This is a genomic window from Candidatus Poriferisodalis sp. (genome assembly GCF_965204195.1).
In the GTDB taxonomy this organism is placed as follows: Bacteria; Actinomycetota; Acidimicrobiia; order Acidimicrobiales; family Poriferisodalaceae; genus Poriferisodalis.
Window position 1 is genome coordinate 3,508,210 of record NZ_OZ241975.1, and the last position, 23,963, is coordinate 3,532,172.

Genomic DNA, 23,963 nt, shown 5'->3' on the forward strand with positions numbered 1-23,963 from the left:
ACGACAACCTGCCCTGTTCGCCACTCAGCTTCAGATTGGCCCAACGAAGGAGTCGCTCACTCGGGCTTGGTTGAGGCGGCGAGGCTGTCGGCCAGGACTTGGATCTCGGCGAGGGCAGCTTCGAGGTCTTCGGCGATCTTCGCGGCTAGGACATCGGGCGGTGGCAGGTTGTCGGCGTCTTCGAGGCTTTCGTCTCGGAGCCAGAACAGGTCGAGGCTGACTTTGTCGCGGGCGATCAGCTCGTCGTAGGTGTAGCGCTTGAACCGTTCGGATTCTTCACGCTTGTGGCGGGCGTCGGCTCGGTAGCAGGAGACGAAGTCGTCCAGGTCGGCTCGGGTGAGCGGATTCTGCTTGAGCGTGAAGTGCTTGTTCGTGCGCAGGTCATACACCCACAGCTCACGGGTCCACGGGTCCTCGGCGCCCTCGCGGCGGCGGAAGAACAGCACATTGGCTTTCACGCCCTGGGCGTAGAAGATCCCCGTCGGCAGCCGCAGCAGCGTGTGGACTTCGCAATCGTGCAGCAGCCGGCGGCGGATCGTCTCGCCCGCGCCTGCCTCGAACAGCACGTTGTCGGGCACCACCACTGCCGCGTCGCCGCCGATACGCAGCAGGCTCACGACGTGCTGGACGAAGTTGAGCTGCTTGTTGCGCGTCGTCGCCCAGAAGTCCTCCCGCTCGTAGCTGTCCGATGACGACCGGCCGAACGGCGGGTTAGTCAGCACCATGTCGAACGGCCTGCCCGGCGAGTCCCGAAGCGCGTCGTCCACGATGATCGGCGAGTCCGACTCGGGGCTCTCGATGCCGTGCAGCAACATGTTCATCGCGCACAGCCGCGCAGGCAGATCGGCGATCTCCCAACCGGTGAACGCACCCGACCGCAAGTGCTCGGCCTGATCGGGCTCCAACGGCGAGTGGCGTTCGACGATCGATCGATATGCGCCAAGGAAGAACCCGCCGGTGCCGCATGCGGGGTCGCAGATGCGGTGGCCGGGTTCTGGCTGCATCACGTCGACGATGGCGTTGATGAGCGCCCGGGGCGTGAAGTACTGGCCCGCTCCCCGCGCACCCTCCTGGGCGGTCTTCTCGATCAGGCCCTCGTATGCGTCACCCTTGAGGTCGGCGTCGTAGCTCATCCACTCGTGCTGATCGATGAACTCCTTGATGAGCTGCTCCAGCTTGGCCGGCGTCTGGATGCGGTTCCGAGCCTTGTGGAAAACCACGCCGAGCATGTCCTCGCCGGTGCCCAGCGCGGCCAGCACATCGCTGTAGTGGTCTTCGAGCTCCCTACCCGAACGGCTCAACAACGACTGCCAGTCGTGCTCGACCGGCACGATGCGGTCGCCTCCCAGCAACACATACTGCTCATCGGCCATCTTCAAGAACAGCAAGTACGTGAGCTGCTCCAAGTAGTCGCCATAGGACAAGCCGTCATCACGCAGCACATCGCAGAAGTCCCACAGCTTCTGCACCAGAGCCTTCGGATCCTGAGCAGGCACCGGCTCACGTTACGTCCGCCGACCGGCGGATTCCTGCTACTGCGTCGCGATGTCGAGTCACTAGCGTTCATTCCACAGGACAGCTGGCAAGCGCAGGAGTCGAAGATGAGCCGTGACGGGCGCGCCGACAGGAAACGCTCCTCCCGCGGGCGCGTCGTCAGCCGCTACGGCTACACGCCCATCGGTACTGCTGGCCCCGAGGACGTACCACCTGGAGCATTCCAACCGCCGCCACCGTCGAGCGAGTCCGATCCTCTGGCAGGCAGTTGCAGCGGGAGCTAGTTCCAGCGGTCGAGGCAGTTGACGCCAAGGGCCATCCGCGTCACCCACCCCGCCAGTCTTGAGCCAAGCTCTCTCATTCGTGCCAGCAATTTGCTGGCCGCTCAGTCGTGACCCAATGCAACGCTCCGAAAATCGGATCAGGGTCGCGAGGCCATAGCGCTAGCTTGACGCGATGCCCGACGGAGCGTCCAGATCGCAGTCACAGCGCGCATGGCCACGCGGCTGGAAGTGCGACCGATGAGCGCAGACGGGGACGCTGAGAGTTACAAGCTCAACATCTCTCGGCTCACAATCGACAAGCTCGGAGTGAGGCTCTACGACCGGGCGTCCGCTGTCGTAGCCGAGTTGATCGCCAACAGCCATGACGCCGATGCAACCCATGTGACCGTGAGCCTGCCCATGGGCACGCAGCTTGACAAACCCGACAACGACGGTCAGCCGTGGGACATCATCGTCGAAGACGACGGCCATGGAATGAGTCCCGAAGAAGCGCAACTCCTATTCCTCGATGTCGGCGGTGACCGTCGAACGCGCTCGGTGAACGGGCCGAGATCGCCACGATTCAACAGACCCGTCATGGGCCGCAAGGGAATCGGCAAGCTCGCACCATTTGGTATCTGCCGCCAGATCGAAATCGTCTCGGCAGGAGGCGAACTCGTCGATGGCCAGTACCAAGTGAGCCATTTCGTCATGGACTACGGCGAGATCATCAGGGACGAGCCGGGCGCCGCCCCGGTCACGTCCGGTGACCTCGACCGGACATGGCGGGAAACGAGTGGCACCAGAGTGACGCTGCGGCAGTTCCTTCCGAAGCGTGTTCCCCCAGCGGAGGTGTTCCTCCGCCAACTCGCTCGCATATTTCGAGGCACGACCGACTTCGAGATCGCGGTTCTGAACCTCAGAGAACCACTCTTTGGGGCGCAGCCCCTGCCGCCTTTCGAGATCGAAGTTGACGAGCAAACCCGAATCCTCCTGGACGATCGCCCAGTGCCGTGTGGAGACAGGGAGTTGCCAGTCACGGGCTGGGTCGCGAAGGCCAAGAGTGCCTACAAGAACGACGAAGACGCCGGTGTCCGCATCTATGCGAGGAACAAGATCGTTGCCACGACCCGGGACTTCGAACAGAGTTCCGGCTACAGCGGAGAGTTCGTCGTCCGGTCGTACCTCGTGGGCGAGGTTGTGGCCGACTGGCTGGATGTCGACGGTCACGACGATCTCATCAGGACGGACCGGCAAGACATCCTCTGGAACTCCGAAGAAGGCGAAGCGCTCAAGCTGTATGGCCAGCAGTTGGTGAAGCAAGTTGCGCTGTCGGCCATTCCGGTGCACGAGCAGTCGATGGCCACGCGGGTGCTTGAGAGGTCGGGAGTCGAGTCGAGGGCGCGAAACACGTTCGGCGACGATGAACTCGTCGATTCTGCTGTCGAACTCACCAAGATGCTCGGCAGGTCGGTTTCCGAGGAGAAGCTCAAGGATTCGGAGTACCTGGAACGCCTCGTCCAATTCGTGCTCTCCGTCGCGCCTCACCACCTGCTCGTCGAGAGCTTTGCCGATCTGGCGCAGCTGACAAGTGGCAACTCTGATGCACTGGGTCGCCTCGTAGAGCTGTTTCGGCGCACGGAGGTCGCCGCGCTCGCCTCGTACGCGCAAGTAGCCAGAGGGCGGGTCGAGGCCATTTCGAGTCTCGAAGCTGCCCTAGCGCGAGATCGTTCAGAGCCCGTTGACGAATTGAGCTTGCAAAAGATCCTGCGTAGCGCCCCCTGGCTAATCAACCCAGAGTGGGAAGTCGTCTCGGACAACCAAACGCTGAGAACCTTCGCTGACCGGTATGCCGAGCTAGTTCAAGAACGCTGGCCGAGCGATCTGGATCTGCCCGCAGAAGATTTTCGTCGACGCCCTGACTTCATCATGATGGAGACTTCGGGCCAGCTTCATTGCATTGAAATCAAGCGACCGCATGCGGGACTCGGGCGGGACGACTTCACTCGCTTCTACCACTACATCACTGTCTTCGCCTCCATGCGGGAGCAGGAACAGGCCTTGACCGGTCACTGGGCACGCGGCTGCATGTTTCACCTGATCGTCGACAAAATCGATCTTGCCGACAATATGCAGGCCGACTTGCTCCGCCGCTACATCGACGACGGCACCGTTGTTCATACGACATGGAACGACCTGTTGGCGAAGACAAGACGATCCAACGCCGATTTCCTCCAAGCGCGCCAGGCGTCGCTGCAGGTTGCCAGCGAGTCCGGGCCGCCTGACGGTGAAAGCGCTTGAGATGGGCTCCGGAGCGCTGAGCGCAGTGAGCCTCTTCTCCAACTGCGGAGCCGGAGACCTCGGTTACGCGAAAGCGGGTTTCACCTTCAACGTCATGGCGGAGATCGAGCAACGCCGCCTCGCGGTCGCGCTAGCAAACCACGAGGGCGCGTGCGGGGTGCTGGGCGATCTCCGGTTCACTTGGCGCGAGGTCATTTCGTCATTCCGGAGCGAAGTGGGCACTGAGTCGCCAGCGCTGCTCTCGGCCTGCCCGCCGTGTCAGGGAATGAGCACGGCGCGCGGTGGTCGGGGACGCGAGGAAGACGCCGCTGCAGGCAGTCGTGACGGTCGCAACTTGCTCGTCGAAGTAGTCGCCCAAGTGGCGAACGGACTTCGGCCGCGGCTCGTTGTGGTCGAGAACGTCGCGGCCTTTCTCTCGCGGCTGGTCCTCGACCCTCGAAACGACGAACCGGCGCCAATCTCGGCTGCCGTGCTACTCCGGGAACTGCTCGAACCGCACTACGAGTGTTACCCATTCCTTACCGATCTGGCCGATTACGGCGTGCCACAGCGCCGCGTGCGGGCCTTTATGACATTCATTCGGCGTGATGAACTGGCAATCGCTTCCCTCGCTGAATCAGGATGCATCCCCTACCCCGAGCCAACCGCGTCGGCAGAGGACGGCAACTGGACGACGCTCAAGGAAGCCCTAGAGCAACTCGACCCGGTGAAACTCGACGCGGCAAGCTACGAGACCGCACACGATCCATCGACCCCGATGCACTCAGTGCCTGTTTGGGGCTCAGACCACCGGTACCGCATGGTCGCAGCGATCCCGCCTAACTCCGGCGGGCGCGCTTGGGACACCACGTTCTGCGAGGCGAAGTGTGACGTACAAGTGGATGCTGACGATGCGGTCTGCCCCGCGTGCACTAGGCCTCTCCTGCGACCGGTGGTGCAAGAGGCGGACGGCAGCTACCGGTTGGTGCGCGGTTTTCGGCGATCGAGCTACTCACGAATGCGGCCGGGCGCTCCGGCACCGACCATCACAACGGCCAGCGGTCACGTCGGATCAGACAACACCATTCATCCATTTGAAAACCGCCTCTTGAGCCCCTTCGAGTGCGCACACTTGCAAACGATTCCTCAGGACTTCGACTGGGGAAACTCGCTGGATGACTGGGGCGCGACGGCCGTACGGGCCATGATCGGCGAAGCAGTACCGCCTCTGTTCACCGAGATGCACGGGCGGTCGCTGGCAGCGATCCTCGACGGCCGTACCGACGGGACCGCATCCGCCCATGATCGCCGCGTGACGAAGGCCGACACACGCATGCATCGCGGCTCACCGAATCGAAACCCAGCCTCACTGCGTCACCCATAAGCGCCGCCGCCTCATCAGTTCGATTGGCCGCCGCGGGCCTCGGGGCTGTGGAGCTCGGTCAGTTCTCGGACATGACGCTTGAACTGAAGATGACGCAGGATGAGGTTGTCACAAGCGTCAGCGTCGAGCCCGAGGGCCTGGAGTAGTCCGTGCCGCAAGAGCCATTGTGTCGAGACGAGCGCATCGACTTGTTCTTGCACGCTCAGCTGCTCGGTTCGTGCGTGTGCGACAGCCAATCGGGCATCGTTGAGCACCGACACCAAGTCAGGGCACGCCGACTGGAGGGCCGAGGCCGTTCCGCCGCAGATGCCCAGCACCTCCGCAAGCTTCTCGCGCATCCATTTGCGTCGACTGGTCGCCAGCCGCGGATTTATTGCCGCCTTGAACTCTGGAGGGACCTGCCGCTTCAGTTCCCGCAGTGCCTTCGCGACCTGTGCTTCCTCGGTGACGTGGCCGACGAATCTGGTGCTGTGGAGGCTCTCGATTCCATTGAAGGCGTACAGGAGTGAATCATCGAATCTGAAGCCCTCCGTCTTCTCCTGCGAAGCTGTCAGCAGTGAAAGAGTCGTCATAAACCCATCGTCGTCGATCGCAGCGAAGTAGGCGGGCAGCAGCTGGCTCCACGCAATTCCCTCACTCTTCAGAGCTTTGCGGGTCGCCAACATCTCGTGCTGGCGTCCAACGATGCTGGACTCAGAGTCAAACTGCCGGTTCGCGTCGAACGGTTGCGGGAACCGTACATCCAGATAGGCGGGTCGGCTCGTTGCCGATGTCCCCGCGAGCCGTGCTCGCATGTGTGTCACGCCACTGGTGCCCATCATCAACAGCGACATCAACTGGCTCAATGGCCGGGACCACTTGTCCGCAACGGCGAAGATCGGCAATGTGTCGATGATCCGAATGAGCGCGCCGGGGCTGGCGGACACGCGCTCGATCGACGAACTCACATCTCGGCCCCACCTCACCTCGATTTCGGCGTCCGCTACGGACGCCGTCGCCGAGTGCCTCCCCACGGAGATCGACAGCACGTCAGATTCCCAATCATGTTCGTCGTGGAGCTCCGAAGGATCCGAAGCCCACGCGTCCAGGTCGCCGAAGTACACATCCACTTGGTCGACGAGTTCATCCGGCTCGACCCAGGCGTCGCGCGACTTGACGATCGCACCCACATGCCAGATCTGCACACCGCCGTAAACGCTGGGCATCTGGCGCAAAGTCTGCGGATGGTGGGCGCTGAGCAGGCTGTAGAGGTGCCCGTCAAAATCAGTGCCCCATATCGTCAGTGGCTCAGTCGGGCCGTCCGCGCGGCCATTCGATGCGACCGCATCAGTCGGCCTAGGCAACAACGGACCGAGGGTCTCAAGCCGCCAGCCTGTGAAGCCCTCATCAAGCAGTTCGCCAGCCGCGGTGTGACGCGGCGGGACGTACGGACGCGGGTACCGCTTGCGCTTGTCGACCCACCATTCGCCGTGAATCACTTCCGACTACTCCGATCACGAACTGCGTTGGGCGGCATCCGAATCTAGCCATGCTGATCGCAGCGTTGATCGGCCGGCAAGACAGCCGTCACCTCCGGCTGCAAGGAGGAGATCCACACGCTGCCGAGGTCGTCGGGCTCGTCTCACGTCGGAAACTCAGCCCACAATTACCTCTGCCATCTCGTCGTCCAAGTCTTGCGGCAATTGCTGGCCTGCGAAAGCGCAAGCAAGAATTGAGCGCCTCAGCACCGACAACTTCGCTCGCAACGTCGTCAACTGCTGCTCGATGCGCTGCTGGTCGGCCATGACGCCGACGATTCTCGCAACGGCGGAACGCTGGTAGCCGACAGGCGGTATCGCAACGGGGACGCTCTTGAGTTGGCTCCCAGAGATCCCGACTTGGCCAGCCGTGGTCTTGAGCCTCATCTCGACCTGGCGACGGCCTTCGCCCACCGAGATATACGCAGCGAGCCACTCGGGCAGGATCTGAGCCCGGTCGACCACCACACGGATCAGCTTGTCGGGATGCAGCACCCCGCTGCCCGCGTCGGGAACGACCGCCGCCGCACCGACATAGCTCGGATTACCGCTATACCGAGTGAACAGCACGTCACCCGAATTCACAGCGTACTCGTCAGCCCTCTTGGGCTCTGGAAGGGCGTACCGGATATCTTCGATTCGAAGCCGAAGAGGTCGAACCGCACTGATTCGATAGATCGGTCGGCCAGGCGGCTCCGCTGCCGGCCGTGAGACAAAGACTCCGTTCCGGAGAGAAGTGATGATCTCTGCGAGCGGAACGGTCGCCCACGAACCGCGACACTCCTGACCCACCACCGCCTTCAGCAGCGCGTCGGCCTTCTGCTGTGCAGTCAAGAGCGCTGTCTCAGTCGCGTCGAGGCGGGAGATGTGCTCTTCGATGACGGCGACGATGCGGTCCTGTTCCACGGGTGGGGCTACAGGAATGGGCCAAGCCTTGAGAATCGTCTGGCTGATATTGCGCTGCGTCGCACCCTTGCCGGCTTCCGCTAGTTGGCTGCGCTGGGCGAGCAAGAAATAGAAGAGGTACTGGCTGCTGATGCGAGGGACTGCCGAAGCAATCGCCTGATTGGTTGCCATAGGCATCCCGGCGATGCCCAACTTGCCGATTGACCCGTACATCGCGATCAAGATTGTTCCTGGGCGAACGATCTTGCAGCTGCTGTTGCTCAGCCCCTCATGGGTGATTGAACCCTTGCACTGAGTAACGACCTCATCGTTCAGGTCGCCGATGACGGCCCAAGGAATGTCTCCGCCGTAGTAGCTCTCCTCGGTGCGCCGCGGGGTTCCACCGCTGCTCCAGTCGGCAATCTCGCCCAATGTCGTCCAGAACCAGCCCGGAGGTAGGTCAGCCGTCATGCGGCGAGGGCCAGGGTGAGTTCGCCGAGCAGAGTGTCGAGTTCGTCGCCGAAGAGTTGCTGGGCTCTTCCGAGGCCGCCTTGGGTGCTGAATGGTGGGGCCATCAGTTCTTTAGGTTCGATGCCGAGGTTGGTGGCGATGCGATCCCTGATCAGCTCCAAGAAGGCTGCCTGCTCTTGTGAGAACGTTCGACCGGCGCTCGCTTGTTGCAGCAACCACGCTTGGAAGCGGTCGTCCACGAGATCGGGGTAGGCGACGAGTTCATCGGCTTCGCCGAGCGTGTAGCGGACGAGGCTGACCAGGTCGGTGCTGACGCGATGGCCTGAGCCGTGCACCTTGGAGGCATCGAGCGTCTCGTAGGCCTCCCAGAGGTCGTCGGGAGTCCAGCGATGTGGCGGGCGCGCGATTGCGTTCGCCAGTTCTTTGATGTCGTCGTAGCTCAGACCCCCGCCATAGGGCTGGCCGTAGAGGACCTGCAGGGCGGTGATCTCGTCCTTGTTGTCCTCGATGAACTGGCGCCACGACTCGACCTGGGCCTTCGCACGGTCCGCTGCCTCCTTGGAGAACTCGCCGGAGATCACTTTGTCCTTGGAGGCGGTGTCGATTATCTGCTCGTAGCTGCGCCGAACATCGACCAGCTTCTCGCGCAACGCTGCGTTGCCGGCCAGCGGCTTCACGGCTTCCTTGATCATCTGTGTGCCGGCTGCTTCGATCTGTTCAGTCGTGGGCTCATCGCCACCCACTGCTGCGGCGGCTGTCTCGTATTGCCGGTCGACATCCAGCGCGTTCACCATGCTGCGGACCAGGTCGCTCAACTCGACGCCGGCGACCTTCTCGACTTCGGCCCGGTCCTCGGCGGTCATGCGTCGGTTCAGTCGGGTGAGTCGCGACGCCAGCGACGACACGACATCGGGGTTGGTCGAGCCAAGCCCGATGTCGTGTAGCAGCTTGTCGAAGCTCACTGTCCGCTGGCGTTCCATCGGCACCGTGTCGTGCAGCTCGGCGTCGGTGACGCCGACGGCGTCCACGATCACGAAGCGGTCCTTGACCGTCGCATCGGGCGTGACCGCGCGCAGCTGGTCGCTGTCGATCACCCGTACCCCGCGCCCCTTCATCTGCTCGAAGAAGTTGCGGCTTCGCACCATGCGCATGAACACCACGCACTCGATCGGCTTCACATCGGTGCCGGTCGCGATCATGTCCACGGTCACCGCGATGCGGGTCTGGTAGCTGGTGCGGAACTGGGCCAACAGCTCCTCGGGCTTGTTGCCCGCATCGCCGGAGCGGTAGGTGATCTTCACCGCACCTTCGTTGCCGAGCCCGAACTCCTGGCGGACGACCTGGACGATGTCATCGGCGTGGCTGTCGTCCTTGGCGAAGATCAGCGTCTTGGGGACATGCTCCAGCAGACCGTCGTCCCGGCGCTCACGGTCGGGGAAGATCTCGGGAAGCGAATCACGCAGCGTGCGCACCACGGTGCGGATCTGATCGGGTGCCACCACTCGCTTGTCCAGCTCGTTGGCGTCATAGTCGATGTCCTCGTCGATCTTCTCGAACCGGACTTCGCGAGTATCGCGGTCGCGGAAGTCCGTGACGAAATCAGCAGGGACAGTACCGCCGGACTCGGTGATCTCGGTGCGGATGCGGAACACGTCGAAGTCCACGTTCACCCGGTCGGCCACCGCCTGGGCGTGCCCGTACTCCATCACGAGGTTCTGGTCGAAGAACCCGAACGTCTGAATGCCGGGCGTCGCCGTCAAACCCACGAGGAACGCGTCGAAGTACTCAAGCACCTGACGCCACACTCCATAGATGGAACGGTGGCACTCGTCAACGATGATCACGTCGTAGGACTCGATCGGCACCGCCGGGTTGTAGGCAACCTCGACCGGGGCTGCCGGAGCCGCCTCGAAACCGCTCAGCTCGTCGAGGCTCTCGTCGAAATCGTCGGCCTCGTCGCCTCGCAGGATCGAATGCAGCCGCTGAATCGTGCAGATGTGCACCTTGGTGGCAGCCTCGCCAGCCATAGCGAGACGAGACGACGTGAGATGGCGGACGTTGTACAGCTCGCTGAACTTGCGGCCGTCGTCGGGAGTGGTGAAGCCCTGGAACTCCCGGAGAGCTTGGCGGCCCAGATTCGCCCGGTCGACGAGGAACAGGACTCGCTCAGCTCCAGCGTGAAGCAGCAGCCGGTAACAGACATTGGCGGCGGTAAAGGTCTTGCCCGAGCCAGTCGCCATCTGGATGAGCGCCCGGGGCCGGTTCTCCCGCAGGGACTGCTCAAGATTGCGGATCGCTTCGGCTTGGGCGGGCCACAAGTTTGATGCACCTGCAGCGACATCGAGCTCCGGCAGCAGCGGGATGCCAGCACGCAGACCGGCACCACGGCCATTGACAAAGTCCTCGTGCCACTGGGCCAAGGTTTCAGGCCGATGGAACGTGTACACCCGACGACTGACCGGCACAGGGTCCAAACCGCTCGTGAACCGCGTCTCAGCACCTGTGGACTCATAGCCGAACGGCAGCGCCCCATCGACCTCGAACGCCGGCAGCTCATCGGGGTACGCGGAGCTGTACTTGCGAGTCTGATACTCAACCCCGGTGAGCGTGCTGCCGACCTTCTTCGCCTCGATGACACCAACCGCCTGGCCATCCACATAGAGCACGTAGTCGGCCGGACCCGCCGCGGTCTGGACTTCACGAACGGCGACACCCGGGGCCGCAGCCACCGCCGCACTCTTGTAGTCCTGCACCACCCAGCCGCACGCCACCAACTGCTCATCAATGTCACGACGAGCCAGCTGCTCAGGTGTCAGACCTCCGGACACGGAGATCCCCCACACGACACATCAACAACCCGCACAGCCCGCGATGGTAGGGCTGGCGCGCCCGTTTTCGAGGTGCTGAGCGACTGCGGCGGGGTAACGCTCGATCCCGCGAGCGTCGAAGGGGGCAGCTCACCGCCCTAGCTGACACCTCGGCATAGCGCCTGTACGAAACCCCGCGCGTTGACGACGGCGCGACGAGGCGGGCCTCTGGCCTGAAAAAACCGCCGTGGCGCGCCGGACTGCTGGGGGCATCATGTGAGCGTGTTCGATTGTGGACCGCCCGAAGATGGGCCCAGCGCCGACTATGGGCCTGCGGTGCCCCGCCAAGCGACTGAGGCTTGGTGGAACTCCGAGCGCGCAGAACTTCGAGACTGGTTCGACCGGACGGCACCGCATCTCACCCCGTTGTACTTGGCAGCGCTGCGGATGGCGATGGACGAAGATTTCCCCGGCAGGGTCCACTTCATCGCGCACGCGATTCGCGAACTCGTCCTCCACCTTCCGAACGCAATCAACGGCACACTCAAGCTTCCAAGGTTGGACTACGAGCCGCTCGTGGAAAAGGTACGCAAGCGCTGGATCGCCGACGGATTCCCCGCCGATGGTTCCGGTCCGTCGCTCGACGAGCGGATTCGGCCCGCCGCCGGCCCGAGCCAAGCTGAAGTTTCGGCCGAGTTCATTGACGACGTGGCCAGATTGCTTGAACGGCACGTCACGATCAGGAGGCGCAAAGCGACTCTCGCAACACCTCGCTTCGAGGCATTGGCCGGGCCTGGTCCACATCCTCCATTCCTATTCGGGCTCTGGAAGACGACCTACAGCGATGCAGTGAAGTTCGCACACGGTTGGGACAAGAAATTGCCGCCGACTGCCGATCGTGAATGGACCGACAATTTCTTGGCGTTTGAGCGGTTTCTGATGGTGATCTCGAAGCGTGCTCAGGACAACATCGCAGACCTCGACGGGTTGCTGCGTGAGGCGAACAGCCGATGAGTGCTTGGACGCCGCCCGACGACGCCCAGCTGGATCTGCTGCAGGTGCAGGTTGCCCGCAGGGAGAACCGGGCGTATTTCTTCGATCGGCTGGAGAACCCTGAGTGGGTTGCGCCTCTGGCCGCGCGCGAATTCTTCTCTGCACCACCGAGCGCGATACACAACGGAGAGCAGGGTTCCGTACGGTTCCCACCGTGGCCGGAGGGGCGCTACCTCGTGCGCATGGTGCCGCTCGCGCCCGATGCCGTGATGTCCGTTCTTGAGGCGTTGCCGGCATCGGACAATCCGGTCGCCACGCAAACCGCGCTGAGGATCGTGGGAGCTCTGCCTGACGACCACTTCGGTCGGCTGGCCCCGAAGGTGTTGGAGTGGCTGAGAGAGCCGTTGGGCTTTCGGTTCGGCGATCAGTTCGCAGATGAGGCGGCGGCGACGATCTCGCGTCTCGCGCGCATTGGCGAAGTCGACATGAGCGCGCGGGTCGCGAGAGAGCTGTTGCGACTTGAGCCGCAGTCGGATGCGCACGCATCCGATGAGGCCGACGAAGCGGCCTCGTTGCTGCGGCCACAGCCTGTCAGTCAACTGTCCGACTGGGCATACGGCCGGGCGATCGAGCAATTCCTGCCCGACCTGGTGGACGCGGCGGGCCTTGACGCCGTGCGGATGTTCTCGGCGCTGCTCAACGATGCGCTGAGACTGAGCACATATGCAGGCGAGTCGGCCGACGAAGCCAATCACTCCTATATCTGGCGGCCGGCGGTCGAAGACCACGCTCAGAACTCCGACCGTGACGTTGCCAGCCTCCTTGTCTCGGCGGTGAGGGATGCAGCGGTTCGCTTTGCGAGCACCTCGGCGCACGCACTCGAGGCCGTGGTGGTTCAGCTCGAGAAGGCGACATCTCTGCACCGCCGCATCGCATTGCACGTGCTGGCACACGCCGACGGTGGCGAGACACTGGCCAGCGAACGCATTTCGGACAGGAACTTGTTCGACGATTACCGGCTGCGCCACGAGTACGCAGCCTTGCTGCGGCACCGCTTCGGAGACGCCTCGGCCGAGGCACGCCAGCGCTTTATGGAGTGGGTCTACGCCGGACCCGACCTTGAGAGATTCCGCGAGTGGCGAACTGCGTCCGACGACACGACCCCTACCGGAGACGAAGAGTCTGGCTACATCGCTGACTGGCAGCGCGACTGGTTGAGCTACGTGGCCGACCACCTATCCGACCGAGCAGCGGAGCTCTACCGGAGTCACGTCACGCGCTACGGCGACGCTGAGCATCCTGACTTCGTCAGCTGGATAACGACCGACTCGGGTCCAGACAGCCCGCTGTCCAAAGACGAGATGGACGATTGGCCGCCCTCCAAGGTCGCCGACTACCTCAGAGCCTGGCGTCCAGACTCCGAGCGGCCTCACTTCAGCGCCTCAATGGAGGACCTGGGGCGCGTCGTCAAGGAGGCTGTCGCGGAACGCGCACCCGAATTCGCGCCAATCGCCGACAGCCTCGCGACGCTGGACCCCACGTACGTTCGCCACTGCCTGGACGGCTTTCAATCGGCAATCAAGAGCGGCGTGCAGTTCGACTGGGAGCCTGTGCTGGCCCTGATGTCGTCGGTCGTCGGACATCCCTTCGAAGAGGATGGCGACGATCCCGGCTGGGATCGCGACCCGGGATGGCGGTGGGCGCGAGGCGAGGTCGCGTCATTGATCCAGACGGGCGTCGGCGACCGAGACAACCGCATTCCCTTCCGCTTCCGCGAGACGGTTTGGCATCTCCTGGCAACGCTCATGAACGATCCGGACCCGTCACCGGCACGTGAGGCCTCCGACATGGGCAATGTCCAGATCGTTGGACCCCACCCGCCACCAAACACACCGTCGCCGGCATATGAGGCCCATGTGGCATCTAGGACCGCCACGATGGGCCCTCTCACGCTTTCGATGAACACAAACCGGGGCAAGGCGATGCGCTCAGTGATGTCCTATGCGCTGTGGTGCCGGCGCGAACTCGCCGATGATGGCGCCGACAACAAAACCGGTTTCGACGAAATGCCCGAAGTCCGTGACCTCCTTGCGGCACATCTCAACCCAGCGACCGACCCGTCGGTGGCGGTTCGTGCCGTCTACGGGGAGTACCTGCCTTGGCTCGCTCTCATCGACGAAGGATGGGTCAACGCGCATCTCCACCGCATATTCCCCGCGTCGCCTGAACACGTCAGCCTCCGGGATGCTGCGTGGAACACCTACATCTGCTGGCGCGAGCCCTTTGACCCCGTGTTTGACCTGCTGCGAACCGAGTACGAGGCCGCGATCAAGCGAGTTCCGACCAGCGGCCACCGAGACCTATCCAACTCGAATGAAGCGGACCAAAAGCTCGCCGAACACCTCGTCATCTTCCATTGGCGCGGCAAACTGCCCCGGCAGCTGCTTGAGCGCTGGTTCAACTTCGCCGATGACGCACTGGCCGCCCACAGCATGGACTTCGTCGGGCGGGCACTCCGAAATACCGAAGGCGATGTCCCGGCGGAGGTCCTACGACGCATCCGTGACTTGTGGAACTGGCGACTCGATGCCATCGGCGACAGCCCCGAGCAGCATCCACTCGAGGCCAGCGCCTTTGCGCCCACATTCGTGTCCTCGAAGCTTGACGACGACTGGTCGCTAGCCGGACTCGAGACCACCCTCGCCGCCGGAAGCCCCGAATGGCTTGGACACGACGCCATTGAACGCCTCGCAAACATCGCGACATCCAGACCAGCGACAGCCACGAGGCTCACCCGTCGGATGCTCGACAGCGCCGCCAACGAATGGGACCACGCCAGCTGGGAAGACCCAGTCCGCTCCCTACTGGACGCAACGAGGAACGCCCACGACACCGAGACCCGGGACCACCGCGCAGCAATCATCGATCACTACGTCAAGCGCGGCTACTACGACTTCAAGAACCTCGCCTAGGAACTGATCCCATCTACCCCACAGCGCCCGCTCGCGGGCGGATAGCGCGCTAGGGCTGGACTTTGAGCTCGATCTCTACGCCGGCGGGCAGGTCGAGACGCTGGAGCGAGTCGACCGTCTTGTCGGTGGGATCGATCACGTCGATCAGGCGCTTGTGGATCCGCATCTCGAAGTGCTCGCGCGAGTCCTTGTCCTTATGGGGAGACCGCACAACCGTGTAGCGATGCTTCTCGGTCGGCAGCGGCACCGGGCCCCGCACCTTGGCATTGGTGCGCAGCACCGTCTCGGTGATCTTCTGCGCCGACTGGTCCACGATCTCGTGGTCGTAGGCCTTGAGCCGCATCCGGATCCGAGGTGCTGCCATCTGAGTGCCTGACTGTTCGCCGGAAACCCGGGTTACTGGACGATCTTGGTGACCCGGCCGGCGCCCACAGTGCGCCCGCCCTCACGGATGGCGAAGCGCAAGCCCTCGTCCATCGCGATCGGGTTGATCAGCTCGACGGTCATCTCGGTGTTGTCGCCCGGCATGCACATCTCGGTGCCCGACGGCAGCTCGACCACACCGGTGATGTCGGTGGTGCGGAAATAGAACTGCGGGCGGTAGTTCGAGAAGAACGGCTTGTGCCGCCCGCCCTCGTCCTTGGTGAGCACGTAGACCTGCGCCTCGAACTTGGTGTGCGGGGTGATCGCGCCCTTGCGGGTGCAGACCTGGCCGCGCTCCACCTCGTCCTTGCCGGTGCCGCGCAGCAGCAGGCCGACGTTGTCGCCCGCCTGGCCCTGATCGAGGATCTTGCGGAACATCTCGACGCCGGTCACCGTGGTGGTCTGCGTCTCGCGGATGCCCACGATCTCGACCTCGTCACCGGAGTTGATGATGCCCTGCTCGATCTTGCCGGTCACCACGGTGCCGCGGCCAGTGATCGAGAAGACGTCCTCGATCGGCATCAGAAACGGGCGCTCGGTGTCGCGCTCGGGCTCGGGTACGTACTCGTCGACCGCGTTCATCAGCTCGACGACCTGCTCGGCGGCAGCCGCGTCGCCCTCCAGCGCATTCAGCGCGGAGACGCGGACCACCGGCACGTCGTCGCCGGGGAACTCGTACTCGCTGAGCAGCTCGCGTACCTCGAGCTCGACCAGCTCGAGCAGCTCCTCATCGTCGACCATGTCGACCTTGTTGAGGGCGACCACGATGTAGGGCACGCCGACCTGGCGGGCGAGCAGCACGTGCTCACGCGTCTGGGGCATCGGGCCGTCAGCGGCGGACACCACCAGGATGGCGCCGTCCACCTGGGCGGCGCCGGTGATCATGTTCTTGATGTAGTCGGCGTGGCCGGGCATGTCGACGTGCGCGTAGTGCCGGTTGGCCGTCTCGTACTCGACGTGCGCGATGGAGATCGTGATGCCGCGCTCACGCTCCTCGGGTGCCTTGTCGATCTCGTCGAAGGCCGTGGCCTGGCCGCCGACCTGTTCGGACAGCACGCGCGTGATGGCAGCCGTCAGTGTCGTCTTGCCATGGTCGATGTGGCCCATCGTGCCCACGTTGACGTGAGGCTTGGTCCGCTCGAAACGCTCTTTTGCCATGTCGTACCCGCCTTTCGGGGTTCTGCTCGCCTATCGGGGGTGAGTGAGGTGCAGGGATGTCGTTTTTCTTTGTTTCTTCACCGTTCTGAACGGTGTGAGGCTAGGGATGCCGTGGCCCAGTTCCAATAGGCCCCCAGCCACAAAAGTCGGCCCGGAGACGACTGCGGCCCTCCAGCAGCCAGCCAGGTCATTCGCCGCGGATGCGCTTGATGATCTCCTCGGCGATGGTGCGCGGCACCTGCTCGTAGTTGTCGAATTGCATGCTGTAGGTCGCCCGGCCCTGGGTGCGGGACCGGAGGTCGTTGGCGTAGCCGAACATCTCCGACAGCGGCACCTTGGCGTCGATCACCTGGTTCACGCCGCGCAGCTCCATCTGCCCGACCCGACCGCGCCGCGAGTTGAGGTCGCCGATGACGTCGCCCATGTAGTGCTCGGGCGTGACGACCTCCACCGACATGACCGGCTCAAGCAGGACTGGCCGCGCCAGCCTCGCTGCATCGCGCATGGCCATCGTGCCGGCGATCTTGAATGCCATCTCCGAGGAGTCGACGTCGTGATGGTTGCCGTCGATCAGGTCGACGGCCACGTCCACCAGCGGGAAGCCCGCTAGCGGGCCGTTCTCCAGCGACGACTGCAAGCCGGCATCGACCGACGAGATGTACTCGCGCGGGATCACGCCGCCGCGGATGTGGTCCTCGAAGACGTAACCCTCGCCGGGATCCGATGGGCGCAGGTTGATGACTACCACCGCGTACTGGCCCGAGCCGCCGGTCTGCTTGATGTGGCGGTACTCGAACTTGTCGACCGGTGAGGTGATCGTCTCGCGGTAAGCCACCTGCGGCTTGCCGATCGAGGCGTCCACCTTGAACTCCCGCAGCATCCGGTCGACCAGCACCTCAAGGTGCAGCTCGCCCATGCCGGAGATCACGGTCTGGCCGGTCTCGTCGTCGGTCTTGACCTGGAAGGTGGGGTCTTCCTCGCTGAGCGCCGTGAGCGCCTTGCCCAGCTTGTCCTGGTCGCCCTTGGACTTGGGTTCGACAGCCACGTGCACGACCGGGTCGGGGAAGTCGAGCTGTTCGAGCACGATCGGCTTGGAGGAATCGCACAGCGTGTCGCCCGTGCGGGTGTTCTTCAGGCCGATGCCCGCGACAATGTCGCCGGTGGCGATGTCGTCACGGTCTTCGCGGTTGTTGGCGTGCATCTGCAGGATGCGCCCGATGCGCTCGCGATTGCCCGTGGTGGTGTTGAGCACTTGGCCGCCGCGCTCGAAGGTGCCGCTGTACACCCGGAAATAGGTGAGCTTGCCGACGTGAGGGTCGGTCATGATCTTGAACGCCAACGCCGAGAACGGTTCTTCGTCGCTGGGCTTGCGCTCCAGATCTTCCTTGCCATTCGTCGAGCTGCCCGCGATGGCCGGGATGTCGACCGGTGCGGGCAGGTACATCGTGACGGCGTCGAGCAGCGGCTGCACGCCCTTGTTCTTGAACGCGCTGCCGGTAAGCACCGGCACGATCTGGCCGTCGAGCGTGCCCTGCCGGACCGCCCGCCGGATCGTGTCGGCGTCGACCTCTTCGCCTTCGAGGTAGGCCAGCATGATGTCCTCGTCGACATCGGCGAGCCGTTCGAGCAGCTTGCTGCGGTACTCGGACGCCTGATCGGCCAGATCGGCAGGAATGTCGACGATGTCGTAGGTGGCGCCGAGGTCGTCGCCCTTCCACACCACTGCGTTCATCTCGACCAGGTCGACCACGCCTTCGAAGTCGGCCTCGAGGCCGATCGGCAGCTGCAGGACGGCCGTGTTGGGGGTGAGCCGGTCCTCGATGCTGGCCAGCGAGCCGAAGAACGAGGCGCCGGTGCGGTCGAGCTTGTTGATGAAGCACATCCGCGGCACGCCGTACCGGTCGGCTTGCCGCCAGACGGTCTCGGTCTGCGGCTCCACGCCCGCGACGCCGTCGAACACTGCCACGGCGCCGTCGAGCACCCGCAGCGACCGCTCCACCTCGACGGTGAAGTCGACGTGGCCCGGCGTATCGATGATGTTGATGACGTGATCGTTCCAGTGGCAGGTGGTGGCGGCGGAGGTGATGGTGATGCCGCGCTCCTGCTCCTGCTCCATCCAGTCCATCGTGGCGGCGCCGTCGTGGACCTCGCCGATCTTGTAGTTGACACCGGTGTAGTAGAGGATCCGCTCCGTCACCGTGGTCTTGCCCGCGTCGATGTGGGCCATGATCCCGATGTTGCGGACGCGGTCGAGAGGTTGCGTTCGAGCCATTTCAGCGTTGTCCCAATTGACCAGACATCTCGATCAGATCGCCAGCGAACTGCTCACCAGCGGGCTGTTACCAGCGGTAGTGGGCGAAGGCCTTGTTGGCCTCTGCCATGCGGTGCGTGTCTTCACGCCGCTTGGCAGCCGAGCCGGTGCCGTTGGAGGCATCCATCAGCTCGTTCGCGAGTCGTTCCGACATGGTGCGCTCGCGGCGCTCGCGGGCGAAGCCCACGATCCAGCGAATTGCCAGCGCGGTGGCGCGACGAGGGCGCACCTCGACGGGCACCTGGTACGTGGCACCGCCGACGCGACGGCTCTTCACTTCGACTTGCGGCCGGGTGTTGTCCACCGCCCGCTTCAGAATCTCCAGCGGCTCGCCGCCTGTCCGCTCGCCGACGAGATCCATCGCTTGGTACACGATGCTCTCGGCCAGCGAGCGCTTGCCGCGCCGCAGCACCTTGTTGATGAACTGGGTGACCAGCGCGGAGTCGTAGACGGGGTCGGGAGCGATGTCGCGGCGGGGCGCTGCGCCTCGGCGGGGCACGTCAGGACTCCCGCTTGGCGCCGTAGCGCGAGCGTGCCTGCTGGCGGGCATTCACACCCGAAGCATCCAGCGCTCCGCGGATGATCTTGTAGCGGACGCCGGGCAGGTCCTTCACCCGGCCGCCGCGCACCAGCACGATGCTGTGCTCCTGCAGGTTGTGGCCCTCGCCCGGGATGTAGGCGGTCACTTCGACACCGCTGGTGAGGCGCACACGGGCAACCTTGCGCAGGGCCGAGTTCGGCTTCTTCGGCGTGTGGGTGTACACGCGCGTGCAGACCCCGCGCCGCTGGGGCGAGCCCTTCAACGCAGGCGTACGCACCTTCGTCGGCTTGGACTTTCGGCCCTTGCGGACCAGCTGCTGGATCGTGGGCACCAGAACCTCGGTGAGTTGGGAGACCCCTGCGAGCCGGGGCTGTCAGCGGGACAGATTGCTAGCGGACAGGTCGACAGGCAGGAGTCGGGTAGATCTGCGCAATGCCCCACCCGGCAGCGCGCCGAAACCGGCCTTGAAGGCTAGGCAGCGCGCCCCAGCACGACAACCGCTCAGCCGGCGTCGGTGAACGAGGCGACGCTCTCGTCGAGACTTGCCTCGTCGGCATCGGGATCGCCGCCGATCGAAGCCAGCCATGCAGCCGGGTCCTGAGCGTCCTCGGACGACCAGAACTCCATCGGCTCGTATTCGGGGGCAATCGTGTCGATATTGCGGTACACGTCCTGACCGGTGCCGGCCGGAATCAGCTTGCCGATGATGATGTTCTCCTTCAGGCCCTTCAAGCTGTCGCGACGCGACTCGATGGCCGCCTCGGTCAGCACGCGGGTCGTCTCCTGGAAGGAGGCAGCCGAGAGCCACGACTCGGTCGCGAGCGACGCCTTCGTGATGCCCATGATGATCGGGCGGCCCTCGGCGGGGCGCCGGCTCTGGGCTACCAGCTCGCGGTTGGCTTCACGGTAGTTCCGCTGGTCGACCTGTTCACCGGGCAGGAACGGCGAGTCGCCCTGCTCCCCGACGAGCACCCGGCGGGTCATCTGGCGGATGATCAGCTCGATGTGCTTGTCATGGATCGACACGCCCTGCTCGCGGTACACCTTCTGCACCTCCGAGACGAGGTACTGCTGGGTCTCGCGCACGCCGCGGATCTCGATGAGCTCCTTGGGGTCGCGCGGACCGTCCACGAGCGGGTCGCCGGCGCGGATGTCCTGCCCGTCGGTTACTGCGAGCCGCGACATGGACGGCACCGTGTAGGTGTCCTCGGAGCCGTCATCGCCGATGACGTCGATCTGGCGTCCCCGACCGTCGTCCTCGCCGATGCGCACCACACCTGAGCGGCGGGCCAGCACGGCCTTGCCGCGCGGGGTGCGGGCCTCGAACAGCTCGACCACCCGGGGCAGACCGCCGGCGATGTTCTCGCCGCCGATGACACCGCCGGTGTGGAACGTCCTCATGGTCAGCTGCGTGCCGGGCTCGCCGATGGACTGGGCGGCGATCACGCCGACGGCCTCGCCCACCTCGATGAGCTTGCCGGTGGCCAGCGATCCGCCGTAGGCCATGGCCGACACGCCGAATTCGGAGTCGTCGGTGAGCGGGGACAGCACACGGACCCGCGTGACGTCGGGGTCGTCGCGCAGCGCGATCAGCTCGTCCTCGCCGATCAGCCGTCCGGCTTCGAGCACGGTGCCGTCACTGAGCGTCACTTCCGCTGCGAGGCAGCGGCTGAACAGCCTCGTGTCGAGATGGGTGCGCTTGTCCGGTCCGTCGGGGACGACGTCGTCGATCCATAGCCCGTTCACCGGACCGGGCCGGTCGAAGGGATCCTCGCTGTTGATGATGAGCTCCTGGGCGACATCGACGAGCCGGCGGGTCAGGTAGCCCGAGTCGGCCGTGCGCAGCGCCGTGTCGACCAGGCCCTTGCGTGCGCCTGGCGTGGAGATGAAGTACTCCAGCGTGGCCAAGCCCTCCCGGTACGACGACTTGATGGGGCGCGGGATGATGTCGCCGCGAGGGTTGGCGACCAGCCCGCGGATGGCGGCGATCTGGCGCACCTGCATCATGTTCCCGCGTGCGCCGGAGCCGACCATCATGCCGATCGGGTTGAACGTGGTGCGAGACATCTCGCCTTCAAGCGAGCGACGCACCTCGTCGGTGGCATCGGTCCAGATCTCCACTTCCTTCTGACGGCGCTCGCCATCGGTGATGATGCCGCGCCGGAACTGGGTCTCGACACGCTCCGCCTCGCCCTCGTGGCGCTCGAGGATCTCGGCCTTGTCGGGCGGGGTGCTCACATCGTCGACCGAGATCGTCAAGCCCGAGCGGCTGGCGTACTCGTAGCAGAGGTCCTTGATGTGGTCGAGGCTGACGGCAATCTCGCTCGTGGAGTAGTTGTCGGACAGGGCGCGCACGATGCGGCCCATGTCGCCCTTGCGGACGGGCCGGTTCACGTACTCGAAGTCATCCGGGAGCGTGGCGTTGAACAGCGCACGGCCTGGCGTCGTGGGCGTGTAGCTGCCGTTTCCGTCGCTGAGCTGATCAATGCGCCACTCGATGGGCTGGTGCAGCTTGAGGTGGCCGAGGTCGAGCGCCTGCTCGATCTGGTGCAGGTGGCGGAAGACCGGCACCTCGGCACTGTCATCGCTGTCGACGCCTGTCGCCTCGGTCAGGTAGTAGCTGCCGATGAGCATGTCCAGGTTGGGCACGGTCATCGGCCGGCCGTCGGCAGGGCTCAGGAGGTTGTTGGCCGACAGCATCAACACCCGTGCCTCTGCCTGCGCCTCCGAGGACAGCGGCAGGTGCACGGCCATCTGGTCGCCGTCGAAGTCGGCGTTGAAGGCGGCGCACACAAGCGGATGGATCTGGATCGCCTTGCCTTCCACGAGCAGCGGCTCGAAGGCCTGGATGCCCAACCGGTGCAGCGTGGGCGCCCGGTTCAGCAGCACCGGATGCTCCTTGATGACGTCCTCGAGCACGTCCCAGACGTCGGCGCGGCGCCGTTCGACCATCCGCTTGGCCGACTTGATGTTCTGCGCGATCTCCGAGTCGACCAGCCGCTTCATAACGAACGGCTTGAACAGCTCGAGCGCCATCAGCTTGGGCAGCCCGCACTGGTGCAGGCGCAGCGTGGGCCCCGCAACGATGACCGAGCGGCCCGAGTAGTCCACGCGCTTGCCGAGCAGGTTCTGGCGGAAGCGACCCTGCTTGCCCTTGAGCATGTCCGACAGCGACTTCAGCGCCCGATTGCCGGGGCCTGTCACAGGACGGCCCCTTCGGCCGTTGTCGAACAGCGCATCGACCGCTTCCTGCAGCATGCGCTTCTCGTTGTTGACGATGATCTCGGGTGCCCGCAGGTCGAGCAGGCGCTTCAGCCGGTTGTTGCGGTTGATGACGCGTCGGTAGAGATCATTCAGGTCAGATGTCGCGAAGCGGCCGCCGTCGAGCTGCACCATCGGGCGCAGGTCGGGCGGGATGCACGGCACGGCGTCGAGAATCATCGCCCGTGGGTCGTTGATGCGGCGCCCGTGCTCGTCTCGCCGGTTGAACGCGCTCAGGATCTTGAGACGCTTGATGGCCTTCTGCTTGCGCTGGGCCGACAGTGGCCGGCGCCCGTCGGACGCCTCGATGGCGGCACGCAACTCGGCCTCTTCGACGTCGAAGTCCATGTTGGCCATGAGCTGCGCGATGGCCTCGGCGCCCATGCCGCCCTCGAAGTATTGGCCGTAGCGATCCTCCAGCTCGCGCCAGAGATCCTCGTCGTCGACGATCATCCGCTCGTGCAGGTCGCGCAGCGCCGCGAAGGCGCGCTCCACGAGGTCTTTCTCCTCGTTGGCCTCTTCGTCGATGGCCTCGAGGTCACGCTCGGATTCGCGCTGGGCCGACCGCAGCTCGCGTTCCTTGGCGTCGTCGGCCTCCAAGGAAGCGAGTTCGCTCTCGAGCTCGGCGAGCCGCTCCGCCCGGCGCTCGGCGAGTTCCTCGTCGATGACGTCGAGCTCTTCGGCCTTCTCGGCTTCGAGCCGCGGCAGGTCGGCGTGCAGCTTCTCGCTGTCGACCTTGGTGACCAGGTTCGCAGCGAAGTAGATGACGCGCTCCAGCGCCTTGGCCTTCAGCTCCTGGCGGGGGTCGAGGCCAGTCAAGAAGTACGCCAGCCATGAGCGGGTGCCCCGCAAGTACCAGATGTGCACCACCGGGGCCGCCAGCTCGATGTGGCCCATGCGCTCGCGGCGCACCTTGGAACGGGTGACTTCCACGCCGCAGCGCTCGCAGATGATGCCCTTGAACCGGACACGCTTGTACTTGCCGCAGCCGCACTCCCAGTCCTTGGTGGGACCGAAGATCTTCTCGCAGAACAAGCCGTCCTTCTCGGGCTTGAGCGTGCGGTAGTTGATGGTCTCCGGCTTGCGGACCTCGCCGTTGGACCATGTGCGGATGGCGTCAGCGGTCGCCAAGCCGATCCGGATGTCAGAGAAGTCGTTGACGTCGATCATGCGTTGTGTCCGGCCCTGTGTCTGTATCGGTAG

14 protein-coding genes are annotated in these 23,963 nt (G+C 64.4%); 4 read left to right on the forward strand and 10 right to left on the reverse strand.

Going from position 1 to position 23,963, the window contains the following annotated elements; all coding sequences use genetic code 11:
* Nucleotides 1–56: 56 nt before the first annotated feature.
* Nucleotides 57–1,496, reverse strand: coding sequence for a type I restriction-modification system subunit M (locus ACOGI8_RS15875; protein WP_419854760.1), 1,440 nt, complete (start codon nt 1,494–1,496; stop codon nt 57–59).
* A 519-nt stretch (nt 1,497–2,015) separates the two neighbouring features.
* On the opposite strand from ACOGI8_RS15875, the gene ACOGI8_RS15880 reads away from it, so the two are divergent.
* Nucleotides 2,016–4,058, forward strand: coding sequence for an ATP-binding protein (locus tag ACOGI8_RS15880; protein WP_419854761.1), 2,043 nt, complete (start codon nt 2,016–2,018; stop codon nt 4,056–4,058).
* Nucleotides 4,045–5,421 (forward strand): DNA cytosine methyltransferase, encoded by a 1,377-nt coding sequence (locus ACOGI8_RS15885; protein WP_419854762.1) that lies wholly within the window; start codon nt 4,045–4,047, stop codon nt 5,419–5,421. Before ACOGI8_RS15880 ends, ACOGI8_RS15885 begins: the two co-directional genes overlap by 14 nt.
* Nucleotides 5,422–5,435: 14 nt before the next feature.
* Here ACOGI8_RS15885 and ACOGI8_RS15890 read toward each other — a convergent pair whose 3' ends face one another.
* The 3 genes from ACOGI8_RS15890 to ACOGI8_RS15900 form a co-directional block, all read right to left on the reverse strand.
* Nucleotides 5,436–6,899 (reverse strand): hypothetical protein, encoded by a 1,464-nt coding sequence (locus ACOGI8_RS15890; RefSeq protein WP_419854763.1) that lies wholly within the window; start codon nt 6,897–6,899, stop codon nt 5,436–5,438.
* A 156-nt stretch (nt 6,900–7,055) separates the two neighbouring features.
* On the reverse strand, nt 7,056–8,294 hold the full coding sequence (locus tag ACOGI8_RS15895) for a restriction endonuclease subunit S (RefSeq protein ID WP_419854764.1): 1,239 nt from the start codon (nt 8,292–8,294) through the stop codon (nt 7,056–7,058).
* Nucleotides 8,291–11,122, reverse strand: a complete 2,832-nt coding sequence (locus ACOGI8_RS15900) for a DEAD/DEAH box helicase family protein (protein WP_419854765.1) — start codon at nt 11,120–11,122, stop codon at nt 8,291–8,293. Before ACOGI8_RS15900 ends, ACOGI8_RS15895 begins: the two co-directional genes overlap by 4 nt.
* A gap of 426 nt (nt 11,123–11,548) precedes the next feature.
* On the opposite strand from ACOGI8_RS15900, the gene ACOGI8_RS15905 reads away from it, so the two are divergent.
* Nucleotides 11,549–12,115 carry a hypothetical protein gene (locus ACOGI8_RS15905; protein WP_419854766.1) on the forward strand — a complete coding sequence of 189 codons (567 nt, stop codon included), beginning with the start codon at nt 11,549–11,551 and terminating at the stop codon, nt 12,113–12,115.
* A complete protein-coding gene (locus tag ACOGI8_RS15910) occupies nt 12,112–15,066 on the forward strand; it encodes a hypothetical protein (RefSeq protein WP_419854767.1) in 2,955 nt (984 codons plus the stop codon). Before ACOGI8_RS15905 ends, ACOGI8_RS15910 begins: the two co-directional genes overlap by 4 nt.
* Nucleotides 15,067–15,115: 49 nt before the next feature.
* On the opposite strand, the gene rpsJ is transcribed toward ACOGI8_RS15910, so the two are convergent.
* The 6 genes from rpsJ to ACOGI8_RS15940 form a co-directional block, all read right to left on the reverse strand.
* Nucleotides 15,116–15,430 (reverse strand): 30S ribosomal protein S10, encoded by a 315-nt coding sequence (gene rpsJ / locus ACOGI8_RS15915; protein WP_323671069.1) that lies wholly within the window; start codon nt 15,428–15,430, stop codon nt 15,116–15,118.
* 32 nt (nt 15,431–15,462) lie between these two features.
* Entirely contained in the window at nt 15,463–16,647 is a 1,185-nt protein-coding gene (tuf, locus tag ACOGI8_RS15920; RefSeq protein ID WP_419854768.1) for an elongation factor Tu, read from the reverse strand.
* A 187-nt stretch (nt 16,648–16,834) separates the two neighbouring features.
* Nucleotides 16,835–18,919: an elongation factor G gene (fusA, locus tag ACOGI8_RS15925; protein WP_419854769.1), complete on the reverse strand. Its 2,085-nt coding sequence runs from the start codon at nt 18,917–18,919 to the stop codon at nt 16,835–16,837.
* Between the two features lie 67 nt (nt 18,920–18,986).
* Nucleotides 18,987–19,457, reverse strand: coding sequence for a 30S ribosomal protein S7 (rpsG, locus tag ACOGI8_RS15930; protein ID WP_323671072.1), 471 nt, complete (start codon nt 19,455–19,457; stop codon nt 18,987–18,989).
* A 1-nt stretch (nt 19,458) separates the two neighbouring features.
* The gene (gene rpsL / locus ACOGI8_RS15935; protein WP_419837519.1) at nt 19,459–19,830 is read right to left on the reverse strand and encodes a 30S ribosomal protein S12; all 372 of its coding nucleotides are present in this window, start codon (nt 19,828–19,830) and stop codon (nt 19,459–19,461) included.
* Between the two features lie 170 nt (nt 19,831–20,000).
* Nucleotides 20,001–23,930, reverse strand: a complete 3,930-nt coding sequence (locus tag ACOGI8_RS15940) for a DNA-directed RNA polymerase subunit beta' (RefSeq protein WP_419854770.1) — start codon at nt 23,928–23,930, stop codon at nt 20,001–20,003.
* Between the last annotated feature and the right edge of the window lie 33 nt (nt 23,931–23,963).